Genomic DNA, 13477 nt, shown 5'->3' on the forward strand with positions numbered 1-13477 from the left:
GTTCAAGAAAGTGTTCAGAAGCCTGCCTGGTCAGGCGCGGTCAGCGACGGGGTTGTTCACTCGGGCCGACCCGGTCGCGGGCCCACTCGTTGAACTCGCGCACCTGCCGCCAGGCCTTCTTCACCCGATCGAGCGCCCCCCGTTCGTGCAGGACGTCGTCCGGCTCCCACACCCGGACCGCGTAGACCGAGCGGTAGCGCAGCAGGTCCAGCCGGGGGTGGCCGGCGTCGAACCCGCGCGGCTTCGACTTCAGCCGGTCGCCCCGGACCTCCCAGCCCGCCCGCTCGAGCTTGGCGAGGATCTTCCGCAGCGCCTCTCCGTGCAGTTCCGTGTCGACGGCCTGGCGGAACCGCGCGATCTGGTCGGACGCCAGGTGGAAGCACCCGCCGCCGACGCGCAAGCCTTCCGGGCCCACCTCGACGTAGTAGGCGCCGCCGCCGCGGCCCTGCTCGATGACCGCCCCGCAGTGGGTCTTGTACGGCGTCTTGTCCTTGGCGAACCGGACGTCCCGGTAGGGGCGGAACACCTTGGGCTCGCCGAAGCCGTCGGAGAACTCGGGCGCCAGCTCGGCCAGCAGCGCCTCCATCGGGGCGCGGACGTCGGACTTGTAGGTCTCGACGTGGTCGTCCCAGTAGGGCTTGGAGTTGTCTTCCACGAGGCCGTCGTAGAAGTCGACGGCGTACTCGCCGAATCCGCTGAACGTCACGCCCGCGACGATAAACGGGGGCACCGACAAGTTTCGCCGGTGCCCCCGCGTGCGCTACTTCGCGACGGCGGTGATCAGCTCGCCGTTCGTGGTGTCACCGGAGAGCTCCCAGAACATCGCGCCGCCCAGGCCCTGGGTCCGGGCGTAGGAGATCTTGCCCGCGATGGTCGACGGGGTGTCGTAGCTCCACCAGTTGCTGCCGCACTTGGCGTACGCGGTGCCGGCGACGGTGCCGGTCGCCGGGCAGGACGTCTTCAGCACCTTGTAGTCCTCGATGCCCTGCTCGTACTTGCCGGGCGCCGGGCCGGTCGCGGTGCCGCCCGGGGCGCTCTGCGTGACGCCGGTCCAGCCGCGGCCGTAGAACCCGATGCCCAGCAGCAGCTTGCTCGCCGGGACGCCCTTGCTCTTGAGCTTCTGGATCGCCGCGTCGGAGTAGAAGCCCGCGGTCGGGATGCCGGCGTAGGACGTCAGCGGCGAGTGCGGCGCGGTCGGGCCCTGCGCAGCCCAGGCACCGAAGTAGTCGTACGTCATCACGTTGTACCAGTCGACGTACTGCGCGGCGCCGCCGTAGTCGGCCGCGTCGATCTTGCCGCCACTGGTGCCGTCGGCGGTGATCGCCGCGGTGACCAGCTTCGAGCCGAACTTCGCCCGCAACGCCTGGAGGAGGTTCTTGAACGCCGCCGCACCGCTGGTGTCGCACGACAGGCCGCAGGCGTTGGGGTATTCCCAGTCGATGTCGATGCCGTCGAAGACACCGGCCCAGCGCGGGTCGTTGACCAGGTTGTAGCAGGAGTTCGCGAACGCCGCCGGGTTCTGCGCGGCCTGCCCGAACCCGCCCGACCAGGTCCAGCCGCCGAAGGACCAGATGACCTTCAGGCCGGGGTGCTTGGCCTTGAGCTTCTTGAGCTGGTTGAAGCTGCCGGCGAGGGGCTGGTCCCAGGTGTCGGCGACGCCGTCGACGCTGCCCGCGGCGTCGTAGGTCTTCTGGTAGTCGGCGTAGGCGTCGCCGAGCGCGCAGCCGCCGTTCGTCACGTTGCCGAACGCGTAGTTGATGTGGGTCAGCTTGCTCGCCGAGCCCGACGTCTCGATGTTCTTGACGTGGTAGTTGCGGTCGTAGACACCCCATTCGGTGAAGTAGCCGACCACCTTGCCGACGGACGCCTCGGTCGCGGCGGTGGCGGCCGGGGCGGTGACCCCGCCCGCGACGAGACCCGCGGCGGCCGCCACGGTCAGCAGGGCCGAGAAGCTTTTCCTGCGGAAACGGGACATGCGTTCTCCCTCCGGGGAATTACCCACGGCATCGGTGCCGGAGTGGTGGGGACCACACCCACCGTAAGTGGACTAGACCACTAGGTCAATGGTTCAGACCATGTGAGGTCCACATTCCTTGACAGGAATATGCCCGGCGGAGCACATTTCAGGGGTGATGCAGACTTTCGACGTCCTCGCCGAGCCCCGGCGCCGGAGCATCCTCGACCTGCTGCGTGACGGCGAGCGCTCGGTCGGCGAGCTCGTCGACGAGCTGGCGCTGAGCCAGCCCGCGGTGTCCAAGCACCTGCGGGTGCTGCGGGAGGCGGGGCTGGTGACGGTGCGCGTCGCGGCGCAGCGGCGGTGCTACGCGCTGCGCCCGGAACCCCTGGCCGAGGTGGACGCCTGGCTGGCGCCCTACCGCCGCTTCTGGTCGGACCGGCTGGACGCCCTGGAACGCCGCCTGGACGAAACCGGCCCGGCCTGAGCCGACCGCCCGGTCAGCCCGGTCCGAACGTGATCCCCCGCTCGGCCGCGCGGCGCTCGCCCCATTCGTACAGCGCCGTCAGAGCCGGGCGGAGCTCGTCCCCCACCGCCGTCAGGTGGTACTCGACGTGCGGGACCCGGCCGTCGAACTCCTCGCGGCGGACGATGCCGTCCGCCGCCAGCTCGCGCAGCTGCTGGGTCAGCATCTTCTCGCTCACCCCCGGCATCCGGCGCCGCAGCTCGCCGTAGCGGTGGGCGCCCTCCTTCAGGTGCGCCAGGATCACCGGCTTCCACTTGCCCCCGATGAGGTCGACCGCCAGTTCCGTCGCGCAGTGGTACCGCTTCATCCGTCTCCCCCCTACGCACCGGAAAGTACGTGGTTGCCCGGCCGGGCCGGCCCTGGTTGCCTGATCCGGTGATCGTGCCAGAAACGCCGCCGCCCCCGACCCTCTACGAATGGGCAGGCGGCCACGAAGCCCTCGAGAAGCTGCTGACGATCTTCTACGGCCACGTCCTCGAAGATCCGCTGCTCGAACCCGTCTTCCGCGGCATGGACCCTGACCACCCGAAGCACGTCGCGGTCTGGCTCGGCGAGGTCTTCGGCGGTCCGGCCGGCTACTCCGACAGCCGCGGCGGCCACGCCCACATGGTCGGCCGCCACCTCGGTCGAGGCATCACCGAAGAGCAGCGCCGCCGGTGGGTGAACCTGCTGCTCGACGCCGCCGACGAGGCCGGTCTGCCCGCAGATCCCGAGTTCCGCGCCGCGTTCGCCGGCTACCTCGAGTGGGGCAGCCGCCTGGCCGTCATCTTCTCCGCACCCGGCGCCGAGCCGAACCCGCACGAGCCGGTCCCGCGCTGGGACTGGACGATGCCCCCCTGGCAGCCGCCGTCGCCCTAGCCGCATAGTGAGGGCAGCCGGAAGGAGGGCTGCCGTTGATCCGGGTGGACGGCCGGACCCTGCGCTGCGCGGACGTCGTGACCGCGGCGCGCACCGAGGGCCCGCTGGGCATCGACGTCTCGATCGCCGCACTGCGCGCGGCCGAGCACGCGTGGAAGCTCGCCGAAGAACTGAGCACCCGCCGGGTGGTCTACGGGCGGACCACCGGTGTCGGGGCCAACAAGGACGACTCGGTCGAGAGCTCGACCGAGCACGGCCTGCGGCTGCTGCGCAGCCACGCCGGCGGCAGCGGCGACGAGATGCCACCGGGGCACGTGCGGGCGATGCTGCTGATCCGGCTCAACCAGCTGCTGGCCGGCCGGTCCGGGATCAGCCCCGAGCTGATCGGCGCGCTGGCCGACGCGGTCCGCACCGGCGCGCGGCCGCTGGTGCACCGGCTCGGCGCGATCGGCACCGGCGACCTGGCCCCGCTGGCCGAGGCGGCGCTGGCGCTCACCGGCGAGCGGCCGTGGGTCACCGGTGACGCGCCGCCGGTGCCGGTGCGCGCGGGCGACGCGCTGGCGTTCATGAGCAGCAACGCCGCGACGCTCGCCGAGGCGACCCTGGCGGCGATGCGGCTGGACACGCTGACCCGCGCGAGCCACGCCGTCGCGGCGCTGACGTACGTCGCGCTCGACGGCAACCCCGAGGCGTACGCGACCCCGGTGCACGAAGCGCGTCCGCACGCGGGGCAGGTCGCCTGCGCGGCCGAAATGCGGCGGCTGCTGGGCATGCACCAGACGCCGAAGCCGGGGCGCCGGATCCAGGACCCGTTCGGGCTGCGGGCGTTCCCGCAGGTGCAGGGCCCGGCGCTGGACGCGATCCACTACCTCCGGGACGTCCTCGCCGTCGAGATCAACGCGAGCACCGAGAACCCGATGATCTCGACGGTGCACGGCGACGCGTACCACCACGCGCACTTCCACACGGCGTACGTGTCGACGGCGCTGGACCAGGCCCGGGCGACCGTGCACCAGGTGGCGGAGCTGTCGGTGGCCCGCTTGGGCGACCTGCTGGAACCCGAGTTCACCGGCCTGCGGCCGTTCCTGGCGGCGGGGCCGCCGGGCAGCTCGGGCGTGATGATCCTGGAGTACGTGGCCCACGACGCGCTGACGGAGCTGCGCCAGGCGGCGCTCCCGGCCACGCTCGGCACGGCGGTCGTCTCCCGCGGCATCGAGGACCACGCGAGCTTCTCGACCCAGGCGGCCCGCGCGGCGACCGCGGCGTGCTCGGCCTACCAGCAGGTCCTGGCGTGCGAGCTGGTGGCGGCGGTCCGCGCGCTGCGGATGCGCGAGGCCGATCTGGTGGAGCTGCCGGTGCGCGACGCCTTCGAGGCGGCAGCCGCGGTGCTGGACGAGAGCGTCGACGACCGGCCGCTCACCGAAGACATCGCCGCCGCCGTCGGCGTCCTGGACGTGCTGGCCCGCATCTAGCGTGAACTCGATCCGCCCGTCCTGCCAACAACGGGGGAGATGACCTCACGACAGGCAGGCGGTTCATGAGTCCACCAGGTGAAGCCGGGGACGACGCGGAGGTCATCACCGCGTCGATCCGGCACCCCGAGCGGTTCGCGGTGGTCTTCGACCGCCACGCCCCGCACATCCATCGCTACCTCGCCCGGCGGCTCGGCGGCCAGGCCGCCGACGACCTGATGGGCGAGACGTTCCTGATCGCGTTCGGCGGGCGTGCCCGCTACGACCCGGCGTTCGCGAGCGCGCGGCCGTGGCTCTACGGCATCGCGACCAACCTCGTCGGGCAGCGCCGTCGCGAAGAGGCCCGCGAGTACCGGCTGCGCGCCGCCCTGGGGCCGCCCGCCGACCAGGACGGCCACGCGGACCGGGTCGCCGAGCGGGTGACCGCCCAGGCGATGAACGACCGGCTGGCCGGGGCCCTGGCCGGGCTGGCCCGGCGGGACCGGGACGTGCTGCTGCTGATTGCCTGGGAAGGGCTGAGCTACGACGAGGTCGCCGTCGCGCTGGCGATCCCCCTGGGCACCGTCCGGTCGCGCCTGCACCGGGCCCGCCGGAAAGTCCGCACCGTGCCGGCACCCGAGGAGGTCTCGAACCATGGATGAGATGCAACTGCTCCGGGACTTCGCCGGACCGGCCGGGCTGCCGGCGCGCGACGACCTGGCCCGGAAACGGGCCGAGCTGCTCGCCGCCACGGCGCGCCGGCCGGCTCGGCGCCGGGTATGGGCCTCGGTCACGGTGGCCGGGCTCGCCGCGGCCGCCGCCGCCGTCGTCGTGCTCACGCCGGCGGAAGACGCCGGCCCGGTGCCCGAGCCCGAACCGGTGCGCATCCTGCACGCCGCGGCCGCGAAGGCGCGCGCCCTGCCGGACGTCATCCCGCGGCCGGACCAGTTCGTCTACACGAAGACGCGGCTCGCGGACGGCCGGGAGAACGAAACGTGGGCTTCGGCAGACGGCACGCACGACGGACTGGCGTTCGTCTTCGGCCACGAAACCGCGGTGGCGGGCTGCCGCGACGGGAAGCGCGCGACGAGCCGGTGCGTGCCGCACCCCGCCGCTCCCCCGGACCTGCCGACGGACGCCGACGCCATGCTCGCCTACCTGCACCAGAGCACCTACGGCGAAGGCGACACCCTGCACGACCTCGGCCGCGAGGTGGTCGAACTGGCCGGCGGCTACCTGCGCCCGGCGGCGCGGGCTGCGCTCTACGAGGCCGTGGCGAAGGTGCCCGGGCTGGTCGCCCGCACCGGCGCGAAGGACGCCACCGGCCGGACGGTCCTCGGCGTCACCTGGGACAGCACCACCGAGCACGGGATCGGCAACCAGGACGAGTTCCTGTTCGACCCGGTCACCTTCGCCTACCTCGGCTCCGGAATGGACGGTGCGGTGGTGAGCCAGGGCATCGTCGACGCGGTGCGGCAGCGCCCCTGAACGCGCGAAGGGCCGCCCCGGACTCCCGGGGCGGCCCTTCGGCGGGCAACTCAGCCGAAGAAGACTTCGGCTTCCTGGTAACGCTCGACCGGGACCGTCTTCAGCTCCGCCGTCGCCTCGGACAGCTTCACGCGGACGATGTCCGTGCCCTTCAGGGCGACCATCACGCCGAAGTCGCCGTCCGCGACCGCGTCGACCGCGTTGAGGCCGAAGCGGGTGGCCAGGACGCGGTCGTAGGCCGTCGGGGTGCCGCCGCGCTGGACGTGGCCCAGGACCACCGCGCGGGACTCCTTGCCGGTGCGGTGGGCGATCTCGTCGGCCAGCCAGGTGCCGATGCCGCCGAGGCGGACGTGCCCGAAGGCGTCCTTCTCGCCGGTGAGCAGCTTCTCCTCGCCGCCCTCGGGCAGCGCGCCCTCGGCGACGACGATGATCGGCGCGTACTCCTTCTCGAAGCGGCGCTCGACCCAGGAGACGACCTGGTCGACGTTGAAGTGCCGCTCCGGCACCAGGATGACGCTCGCGCCGCCGGCGAGGCCGGAGTGCAGCGCGATCCAGCCGGCGTGCCGGCCCATGACCTCGACGACGAGCGCGCGGTGGTGCGACTCGGCCGTGGTGTGCAGCCGGTCGATCGCCTCGGTCGCGATGGAGACCGCGGTGTCGAAGCCGAACGTGTAGTCGGTGGCGCCGAGGTCGTTGTCGATCGTCTTCGGTACACCCACGACGCCGACGCCGTCGTCGGTCAGCCGCTTCGCGACGCCGAGGGTGTCCTCGCCGCCGATCGCGATCAGCGCGTCGACGCCCTGGTCGGCCAGGACCTGCTTGATCTTGTCGACGCCGCCCTCGACCTTGTACGGGTTCGTGCGCGAGGACCGCAGGATGGTGCCGCCGCGGGTGAGGATGTCCTCGACGTCGTTCAGGCCCAGCGGGCGGCTGTCGCCGGTGAGCGGGCCGTTCCAGCCGTTGCGGAAGCCCACGAAGTCCCAGCCGTGCACCTCGATGCCCTTGCGCACCACCGCGCGGATCACCGCGTTGAGCCCCGGGCAGTCGCCGCCGCCGGTCAGCACACCGACACGCATGAGAAGCCTCCGTCTGTTCTCGGGAGATGACAGTCACATTTCGTCAGACGCCAGCGTAGCGGCTCTCGTCTTGATCGGTGCAGCCCGTACCACCTGCCGGATCGGTCCGCGGGCGCGCTGTGCTACGTTGAGCCCGTGCAGCGCTATTTCTGGTTTACGAAGCCGGCCCCGGGTGGGCACGGCGGCGTGAACCTGCGCTGACCTCCCACCCCGAGCCGGATTTCGAAACCGGCTCGGCGTGTCCCCCGCGGGTCGGTGTCCACCAGGAAGGAACACCCCCGCCATGACGCTCTCCGCCGGACCGGCCACCATCGGTGACCTCGACGCCGCGCGCACCACGTCGATCAGTCCGCTCATTTCGCCCGCGCTGCTGCGCGAAGACCATCCGGTCGACGCCGCCGTCGCGAAGGTGGTGCGCCACGGCCGCGCCGAAACGGTCGACATCCTCGAAGGCCGCGACGACCGGCTGCTCGTCGTGGTCGGCCCGTGTTCGGTCCACGACCCCGAAGCGGCCCTGGACTACGCCCAGCGGCTGTCGGCGAAGGCCGAGCAGCTGCGCGGCGAACTGCACATCGTGATGCGCGTGTACTTCGAGAAGCCGCGCACGACGCTGGGCTGGAAGGGCCTGATCAACGACCCGGACCTCGACGGCACGTTCGCCGTCAACAAGGGCCTGCGGATGGCCCGCAAGCTGCTGCTCGACGTGTCGGCGCTCGGCCTGCCGGTGGGGTGTGAATTCCTCGATCCCATCACGCCGCAGTTCATCTCCGACATCGTCACGTGGGGCTCGATCGGCGCCCGGACCGCGGCCAGCCAGGTGCACCGCCAGCTGTGCAGCGCGCTGTCGATGCCGGTGGGCATCAAGAACTCGACGGAGGGCGACGTCCAGGTGGCGATCGACGCCACCCGCGCGGCGGCGGCGAGCCACGTGTTCCCGGGCATCAACACCGACGGCCTCGCGGCCCTGCTGACGACGTCGGGCAACCCGGACTGCCACGTGATCCTGCGCGGCCACAACGCGGGCCCGAACTACGACGCCGGAACTGTCGCCGACACCCTGGCGCGGCTGGCGAAGGCGGGGCTGCCCGAGCGGGTGATCATCGACGCTTCGCACGGCAACAGCGGCAAGGACCACGTGCGCCAGGGCGCGGTGGTGCGGGAGCTCGCCGAGCGGATCGCCGGCGGGGAGCGCGGGATTTCCGGGCTGATGATGGAGAGCTTCCTGGCCGGCGGGCGGCAGGAGCTTTCGCTGGGGCACGCCGGCGAGCTGACCTACGGGCAGTCGATCACGGACGCCTGCCTGGCTTGGGACGACACCGCGCCGCTGCTGGACGAGCTGGCCTCGGCGGTGCGGGCGCGCCGCTGAGGGGTCCCCGCCCGGGGGATCCCCGGTTTTCACGTTACCGGTGGGCACCGACAGTTTCGGTTCGTGCGGCCGGCCCGCGCGGCCGCACGAACCGAAACTGCCGGGAGTCGGCCTGGCCGGCCGAACTCGGACTGCCGGGAGTCAGCCAGGCTGGAAGAACTCCAGCAGCCGCTGGGCCGCGTCCGGGGACATCAGCAGTTCCTGCATCCCCGCCGACATCCGGGCCGCCGCGCCCGTCCGCTCGAACATCTCGCGCTCGTACTCCCGCACCGCCGACGCCTGGTCCTCCGGGTGCGCCGCCAACGCCAGCGCCAGCTCCGCTCCGTCGAGCAGCGCCATGTTCGCCCCCTCCCCCACCGGCGGCATCAGGTGCGCCGCGTCGCCGAGGAGCGTCACGTCCGGGCGGGATTCCCACGTCAGGCCCACCGGCAGGGTGGTGAGCGTGCGCGGCACCACCCGGTCGTCACTGGCCTCGATCAACGCCGTGAACCGCTTGTCCCAGCCGGGGAGCAGCTCGATCAGGCGGGCCCGGGCCGCCGCCGGGTCGTCGAACGGGATCCCGCTCGTCGCGAACCAGTCCTCCGGCGTGTTGTAGAAGCTGATGCCGATGCGGACGCGGCCGTCGCCGTTGCGCTGGGCCGCCAGGGAAATCCCGTCGCCGAAGACCCAGCAGTTGCCGCGGCCCACCATGGCCGCCAGGTCCGGGTGCGTGCGGTCGACGTCCGGGATGCCGAGCTCGACCGCGTTCTGGCCCAGGTGCTCCGGGCGGGCGTCGGTGAGCAGGGGGCGGACCCGGGAGTTCGCGCCGTCCGCGCCGACCAGCAGGTCGTACCGCGCGCTGCGGCCGTCCGCGAAGCGCAGCACGCCGGCGTCCGCGGACTCGAACGCGTGCCCCCAGCGCACCGTCCCTTCGGGCAGGGAATCCAGGAGCAGGTTGCGCAGGTCCGCCCGGTCCACCTCCGGGCGCAGGAGCGGTGCGTCGTCGGGGGTGTCCTCCTGCAGCAGCAGCGTTCCGTCCGGTTGGAGCAGCCGCATGTCCTGACCCTCGCCGCGGGCGATCTCGAAGAACTGGTCGAGCAGACCGGCTTCGCGCAGTGCGCGCTGGCCGGAGTGGATGTCCAGCATGCTGCCCTGGTCCCGGGCGTCCCGGGCCGGCTCGCGCTCGTACACGACCGCGTCGATGCCGTGCACGTGCAGCACCCGGGCCAGAGCCAGGCCGCCCATGCCCGCTCCGATGATGGCGATGGTCATCGTGGTCCCCTCTATACGCTGTATGTCTCGATACAGTGTATCGCGACAGCCGATGTATCGTCCGCGGCATGTTGGTGTGGGAACGACCCGAGCCGCCGGATCGGGCGGCACCGGCGCCGCTGAGCCGGGACGCGATCGTGCGCGCGGCGATCCGGCTGGCCGACGCCGACGGCCTGGACGCGGTGTCGCTGCGCAAGGTCGCCGGCGCGCTGGACGTCGGGCCGATGCGGCTGTACGGCTACATCGACACCAAGGAGGAGCTGCTCGACCTGATGGTCGACGCGGTCTACGCCGGGATCCGGCCGGCCGGCGACGGGTGGCGCGAGGTGCTGCGCTCCCACGCCGAAACCGTCCGCCGGGCCGTCCACCGGCACGAATGGCTCGCCGACCTGCTCGGCGGGCGGCCGCAGCTCGGGCCGAACACGCTGGCCAGCGGGAACGCCGTGCTGGCCGGGCTGGCCGGCATCGACCTGGACACCGTCGTGCCGGCCGTCGCCGCGGTCAACGCGTACGTGGTCGGCGCGGTGCGCCGGGAGATCGGCGAACGGCGGGCGGAACGGGCCAGCGGGATGGACAAGCGGCAGTGGCAGGCCGCCTACGGCCCCTACCTGGAGCGCGCCTTCGCCGCCGGCCGGTTCCCCGCCGTCGAGTCGATGGTTCGCGACGGCCCGCACCTGGACGCCGGCGAGACCTTCCGGGCCGGCCTCGAGTTCCTCCTCGACGGCATCGCCGTCCGCCTCAGCGGCGGTGGAAGTACTCCTCGATGACTTCCCAGCGGGCCAGGTTGTGCTTCGCGTCCGCGAGGGCGTCGTGCTGGTCGGTGGGGGCGGCCGGGAGCTTCGGCTTCCCGGCGTCCTCCCAGCGCTGACGCAGGTCGCGGGTGAACCGCGGCAGCTGGCGCGGCAAGGCGGGCATCGGGCCCCACAGCTGGGCCAGCGCCACGTGGTCGTAGGCCGCGAACCAGGCCCACAGTTCGATGCCGCCCGGCGGCTTGCCGAAGAACTCCAGCAGGTCGGTGCGGATCTTCTCGCGGCTGCGCCAAGCGCGGTCGGCGGGCGAGGGCAGCTTGTCCAGGACGTTGTCGCGGACCCACTGCCCGGCTTTCGCGGGATCGAACTCCGTCGAGACCGCGTAGAACTCGCGGCCGCGTTCGTCCACCACCCCGATCGACACCAGATCGATGGTCACGCCGTCTTCGATGAACTCGGTGTCGTAGAAAAACCGCACCGGTGAACAGTAGTGGGTCAGCCGACCTTCGAATCGGGCACCCGGGCTGCGTCACGTGCGGCGGGCTGGGTCGGCACGTTCGGCTTCACGCCGGCTGCCTCGGCCGCGAGCAGTTCCTTCGCCTTCGCCGCGTAGATGTCGACGTACTCCTGGCCGGACAGCTCCATCAGCGCGTACATGATTTCGTCGGTGATCGACCGCTCGATGAAGCGGTCACCCGAGAGACCCTCGTACCGGGAAAAGTCCAGGGGCTTGCCGAAGCGGACTTCGAGGCGGCGCGGCCACCACATCTTGGAGCCGATCGGGTTGACCTTGTCGGTGCCGACCATCGCCACCGGGATCACGACGCCGCCGGACTCCAGGGCGATCCGGGCGACGCCGGTCTTGCCCTTGTAGAGCCGTCCGTCCGGGGACCGGGTGCCCTCCGGGTAGATGCCGAGCAGGTGGCCGGCCTTGACCAGGCGGATGGCGGTGTCGAGGGCGGCCTGCGCGGCGTTGCCGCCGGAGCGGTCGATCGGGAACTGGCCGACGCCGGTGAAGAACCACTTCTTGAGCGTGCCCTTGAAGCCGGGCTCGGTGAAGTACTCGGACTTGGCCGGGAAGGTCACCTTGCGCTTGACCCGCAGCGGCATGAAGAACGAGTCGGCGACCGCCAGGTGGTTGCCGGCCAGGATCGCGCCGCCGGTCTCGGGGATGTTTTCCGCGCCGACGACCTTGGTCGGCCACAGCGTCTTGAGCAGCGGTCCGATGAATACCCACTTCATGAGCCAGTACAGCACCGGTGCCTCAGTCCTCCATCGCAGCGCAGCCCCTGTTCACCCGAGACGAACAGCGTACGAACACCGGTGGCCGCCGCACAACGCAGACCACCCGGTTACCGCTTCGGCAGCGATCGATCTCACAGCGAATTCGGGGCACGGGCGGAACCCCACAAGGTCCGCCGGGCGTGAGAGCATGGAGGGACTGCCCCGCTCACACGGAAGGCGATCGCATGGGCGTGCTCGCCGGCGCGGAACCGTTCGGCCACACCGGTTCGGCCGATACCGGGTTCCTGCTCTGCCACGGGTTCACCGGTACCCCGGCGAGCATGCGGGCCTGGGGTGACCACCTGGCCGGGGCCGGGTTCACGGTGCGCTGCCCGCTGCTGCCGGGCCACGGGACCCGCTGGCCGGACCTCAACCGCACGACGTGGGAAGACTGGTACGGCGCCGTCCGCGAAGCCCTGCTCGCGCTGCTCTCGACGTGCAGGACCGTCTTCGTCGGCGGCCTCTCCATGGGCGGCACGCTCACCCTGCGCCTCGCCGAGGAGTTCGGTGACCGGATCGCCGGGATCGTCCTGGTCAACCCGTCGGTGACGCGGCTGAAGTGGGACACGAGGCTGCTGCCGGTGCTGGGCCGGATCGTGCCGTCGGTGCCGGCGATCGCGAACGACATCAAGAAGCCGGGCGAGACGGAACTGGCCTACCCGCGCACGCCGGTGCGGGCGGCGGCGAGCCTGGCGAAGCTGTGGGCGGTCGTGCGCGCCGACCTGGCGAAGGTGACCCAGCCGGTGCTGCTGCTGCACTCGTCGGTCGACCATGTCGTCGAGCCGGTGAACTCGCAGCTGGTGCTGCAGGGCGTCTCGAGCACCGACGTCACCGAGGTGGTGCTGGAGAACAGCTACCACGTGGCGACGCAGGACAACGACGCCGAGGTGATTTTCACGCGTAGCGTCGAGTTCGCGAAGGCGCACGCTGTCCAGCCGGAGGAGACCGCATGAGCCGGGGGAAGGACGGGCCGGAGGACGTCGACGCGACGTTCGCCGAGATCGTCGCGGACCTGCGCGCTGGCGGGTTCGGGCTGCCCGAAGACGACATCGCCGACCGGGCGGACACCGCGGGTGCCACCGGGGCCGGCGCGGGGAACGAGCCGCGGAAGACGCCGGAGCGGTCGCCCGAGCCGCCGGCCGTGGACACCCCGCCGGAGCCCGGCTGGCGGTCCGGGGGCACGACGTGGGACACCACGATGTTCTCCGACGATCCGGCGGACGACGACGAGCACTACGTCCCGCCGGAGCCGCCGCCGCTGCCCCGGCCGAAGATGGGTGCGTTCCTCATCCTGCTGCTGTTCCTGGCCGGGTTGTTCCTGCTGATCCTGCCCGGGGCGATCGGCGTCGGCCCGACGGTGGCGACGCCGCTGGGCATCCTCGCGCTCGCGACGGCGATCGCGCTGCTGCTGCTCCGCGTCCGGCAGGGTCCGCCGCCCGGCGCCGACCCCAGCACCGGCGCCCAGGTCTGACTC

16 protein-coding genes are annotated in these 13477 nt (G+C 71.9%); 9 read left to right on the forward strand and 7 right to left on the reverse strand.

From position 1 onward, the window contains the following. Nucleotides 1–40 precede the first annotated feature (40 nt). Together AB0M93_RS23020 and AB0M93_RS23025 are read right to left on the reverse strand one after the other, a co-directional pair. A complete protein-coding gene (locus AB0M93_RS23020; protein ID WP_364276223.1) occupies nt 41–706 on the reverse strand; it encodes a DUF2461 domain-containing protein in 666 nt (221 codons plus the stop codon). Between the two features lie 54 nt (nt 707–760). Beyond that, the gene (locus tag AB0M93_RS23025; protein ID WP_364276224.1) at nt 761–1975 is read right to left on the reverse strand and encodes a glycoside hydrolase family 18 protein; all 1215 of its coding nucleotides are present in this window, start codon (nt 1973–1975) and stop codon (nt 761–763) included. A 157-nt stretch (nt 1976–2132) separates the two neighbouring features. On the opposite strand from AB0M93_RS23025, the gene AB0M93_RS23030 reads away from it, so the two are divergent. Then, the gene (locus AB0M93_RS23030; protein ID WP_364276475.1) at nt 2133–2441 is read left to right on the forward strand and encodes a metalloregulator ArsR/SmtB family transcription factor; all 309 of its coding nucleotides are present in this window, start codon (nt 2133–2135) and stop codon (nt 2439–2441) included. Between the two features lie 13 nt (nt 2442–2454). Here the strand turns inward: AB0M93_RS23030 and AB0M93_RS23035 are convergent, their stop codons facing one another. Continuing rightward, a complete protein-coding gene (locus tag AB0M93_RS23035; RefSeq protein WP_364276225.1) occupies nt 2455–2787 on the reverse strand; it encodes a helix-turn-helix domain-containing protein in 333 nt (110 codons plus the stop codon). A 68-nt stretch (nt 2788–2855) separates the two neighbouring features. Between AB0M93_RS23035 and AB0M93_RS23040 the strand changes: the two genes are divergently transcribed. The 4 genes from AB0M93_RS23040 (at nt 2856) to AB0M93_RS23055 (ending at nt 6277) form a co-directional block, all read left to right on the forward strand. After that, nucleotides 2856–3338 carry a group II truncated hemoglobin gene (locus AB0M93_RS23040; RefSeq protein WP_364276226.1) on the forward strand — a complete coding sequence of 161 codons (483 nt, stop codon included), beginning with the start codon at nt 2856–2858 and terminating at the stop codon, nt 3336–3338. A gap of 35 nt (nt 3339–3373) precedes the next feature. Further along, nucleotides 3374–4810 (forward strand): aromatic amino acid ammonia-lyase, encoded by a 1437-nt coding sequence (locus tag AB0M93_RS23045; RefSeq protein ID WP_364276227.1) that lies wholly within the window; start codon nt 3374–3376, stop codon nt 4808–4810. A 65-nt stretch (nt 4811–4875) separates the two neighbouring features. After that, complete coding sequence (locus tag AB0M93_RS23050; RefSeq protein WP_364276228.1) at nt 4876–5451, forward strand: RNA polymerase sigma factor; 576 nt, start codon at nt 4876–4878, stop codon at nt 5449–5451. After that, a complete protein-coding gene (locus AB0M93_RS23055) occupies nt 5444–6277 on the forward strand; it encodes a CU044_5270 family protein (protein WP_364276229.1) in 834 nt (277 codons plus the stop codon). Before AB0M93_RS23050 ends, AB0M93_RS23055 begins: the two co-directional genes overlap by 8 nt. A 50-nt stretch (nt 6278–6327) precedes the next feature. Here AB0M93_RS23055 and AB0M93_RS23060 read toward each other — a convergent pair whose 3' ends face one another. Next, nucleotides 6328–7353: a 6-phosphofructokinase gene (locus AB0M93_RS23060; RefSeq protein WP_364276230.1), complete on the reverse strand. Its 1026-nt coding sequence runs from the start codon at nt 7351–7353 to the stop codon at nt 6328–6330. 283 nt (nt 7354–7636) lie between these two features. On the opposite strand from AB0M93_RS23060, the gene AB0M93_RS23065 reads away from it, so the two are divergent. Next, entirely contained in the window at nt 7637–8719 is a 1083-nt protein-coding gene (locus AB0M93_RS23065) for a 3-deoxy-7-phosphoheptulonate synthase (protein ID WP_364276231.1), read from the forward strand. Nucleotides 8720–8860: 141 nt separating this feature from the next. Here AB0M93_RS23065 and AB0M93_RS23070 read toward each other — a convergent pair whose 3' ends face one another. Beyond that, nucleotides 8861–9970 carry an NAD(P)/FAD-dependent oxidoreductase gene (locus AB0M93_RS23070; RefSeq protein ID WP_364276232.1) on the reverse strand — a complete coding sequence of 370 codons (1110 nt, stop codon included), beginning with the start codon at nt 9968–9970 and terminating at the stop codon, nt 8861–8863. A gap of 68 nt (nt 9971–10038) precedes the next feature. Between AB0M93_RS23070 and AB0M93_RS23075 the strand changes: the two genes are divergently transcribed. After that, nucleotides 10039–10737 carry a TetR/AcrR family transcriptional regulator C-terminal domain-containing protein gene (locus AB0M93_RS23075; protein WP_364276233.1) on the forward strand — a complete coding sequence of 233 codons (699 nt, stop codon included), beginning with the start codon at nt 10039–10041 and terminating at the stop codon, nt 10735–10737. Here AB0M93_RS23075 and AB0M93_RS23080 read toward each other — a convergent pair. Next, nucleotides 10709–11197 (reverse strand): polyadenylate-specific 3'-exoribonuclease AS, encoded by a 489-nt coding sequence (locus tag AB0M93_RS23080; RefSeq protein ID WP_364276234.1) that lies wholly within the window; start codon nt 11195–11197, stop codon nt 10709–10711. The two genes, AB0M93_RS23075 and AB0M93_RS23080, sit on opposite strands and share 29 nt — an antisense overlap. Before the next feature lie 17 nt (nt 11198–11214). Further along, nucleotides 11215–11976, reverse strand: a complete 762-nt coding sequence (locus tag AB0M93_RS23085) for a lysophospholipid acyltransferase family protein (protein ID WP_364276235.1) — start codon at nt 11974–11976, stop codon at nt 11215–11217. Between the two features lie 212 nt (nt 11977–12188). Here AB0M93_RS23085 and AB0M93_RS23090 point away from each other — a divergent pair, with 212 nt between their 5' ends. Beyond that, complete coding sequence (locus tag AB0M93_RS23090; protein WP_364276236.1) at nt 12189–12956, forward strand: alpha/beta fold hydrolase; 768 nt, start codon at nt 12189–12191, stop codon at nt 12954–12956. Continuing rightward, nucleotides 12953–13474: a hypothetical protein gene (locus AB0M93_RS23095; protein WP_364276237.1), complete on the forward strand. Its 522-nt coding sequence runs from the start codon at nt 12953–12955 to the stop codon at nt 13472–13474. Before AB0M93_RS23090 ends, AB0M93_RS23095 begins: the two co-directional genes overlap by 4 nt. The last annotated feature ends 3 nt before the right edge of the window (nt 13475–13477 follow it).

The organism is Amycolatopsis sp. NPDC051102, assembly GCF_040682815.1.
In the GTDB taxonomy this organism is placed as follows: domain Bacteria; phylum Actinomycetota; class Actinomycetes; order Mycobacteriales; family Pseudonocardiaceae; genus Amycolatopsis.

Excerpts from the sequence above, each read along its gene's own strand:
- AB0M93_RS23035 (WP_364276225.1), bottom strand. The coding sequence starts at position 2,787 with ATGAAGCGGTACCACTGCGCGACGGAACTGGCGGTCGACCTCATCGGG.
- AB0M93_RS23075 (WP_364276233.1), top strand. The coding sequence starts at position 10,039 with ATGTTGGTGTGGGAACGACCCGAGCCGCCGGATCGGGCGGCACCGGCG.
- AB0M93_RS23070 (WP_364276232.1), bottom strand. The coding sequence starts at position 9,970 with ATGACCATCGCCATCATCGGAGCGGGCATGGGCGGCCTGGCTCTGGCC.
- AB0M93_RS23095 (WP_364276237.1), top strand. The coding sequence starts at position 12,953 with ATGAGCCGGGGGAAGGACGGGCCGGAGGACGTCGACGCGACGTTCGCC.
- AB0M93_RS23025 (WP_364276224.1), bottom strand. The coding sequence starts at position 1,975 with ATGTCCCGTTTCCGCAGGAAAAGCTTCTCGGCCCTGCTGACCGTGGCG.
- AB0M93_RS23050 (WP_364276228.1), top strand. The coding sequence starts at position 4,876 with ATGAGTCCACCAGGTGAAGCCGGGGACGACGCGGAGGTCATCACCGCG.
- AB0M93_RS23090 (WP_364276236.1), top strand. The coding sequence starts at position 12,189 with ATGGGCGTGCTCGCCGGCGCGGAACCGTTCGGCCACACCGGTTCGGCC.
- AB0M93_RS23030 (WP_364276475.1), top strand. The coding sequence starts at position 2,133 with ATGCAGACTTTCGACGTCCTCGCCGAGCCCCGGCGCCGGAGCATCCTC.
- AB0M93_RS23065 (WP_364276231.1), top strand. The coding sequence starts at position 7,637 with ATGACGCTCTCCGCCGGACCGGCCACCATCGGTGACCTCGACGCCGCG.
- AB0M93_RS23055 (WP_364276229.1), top strand. The coding sequence starts at position 5,444 with ATGGATGAGATGCAACTGCTCCGGGACTTCGCCGGACCGGCCGGGCTG.
- AB0M93_RS23060 (WP_364276230.1), bottom strand. The coding sequence starts at position 7,353 with ATGCGTGTCGGTGTGCTGACCGGCGGCGGCGACTGCCCGGGGCTCAAC.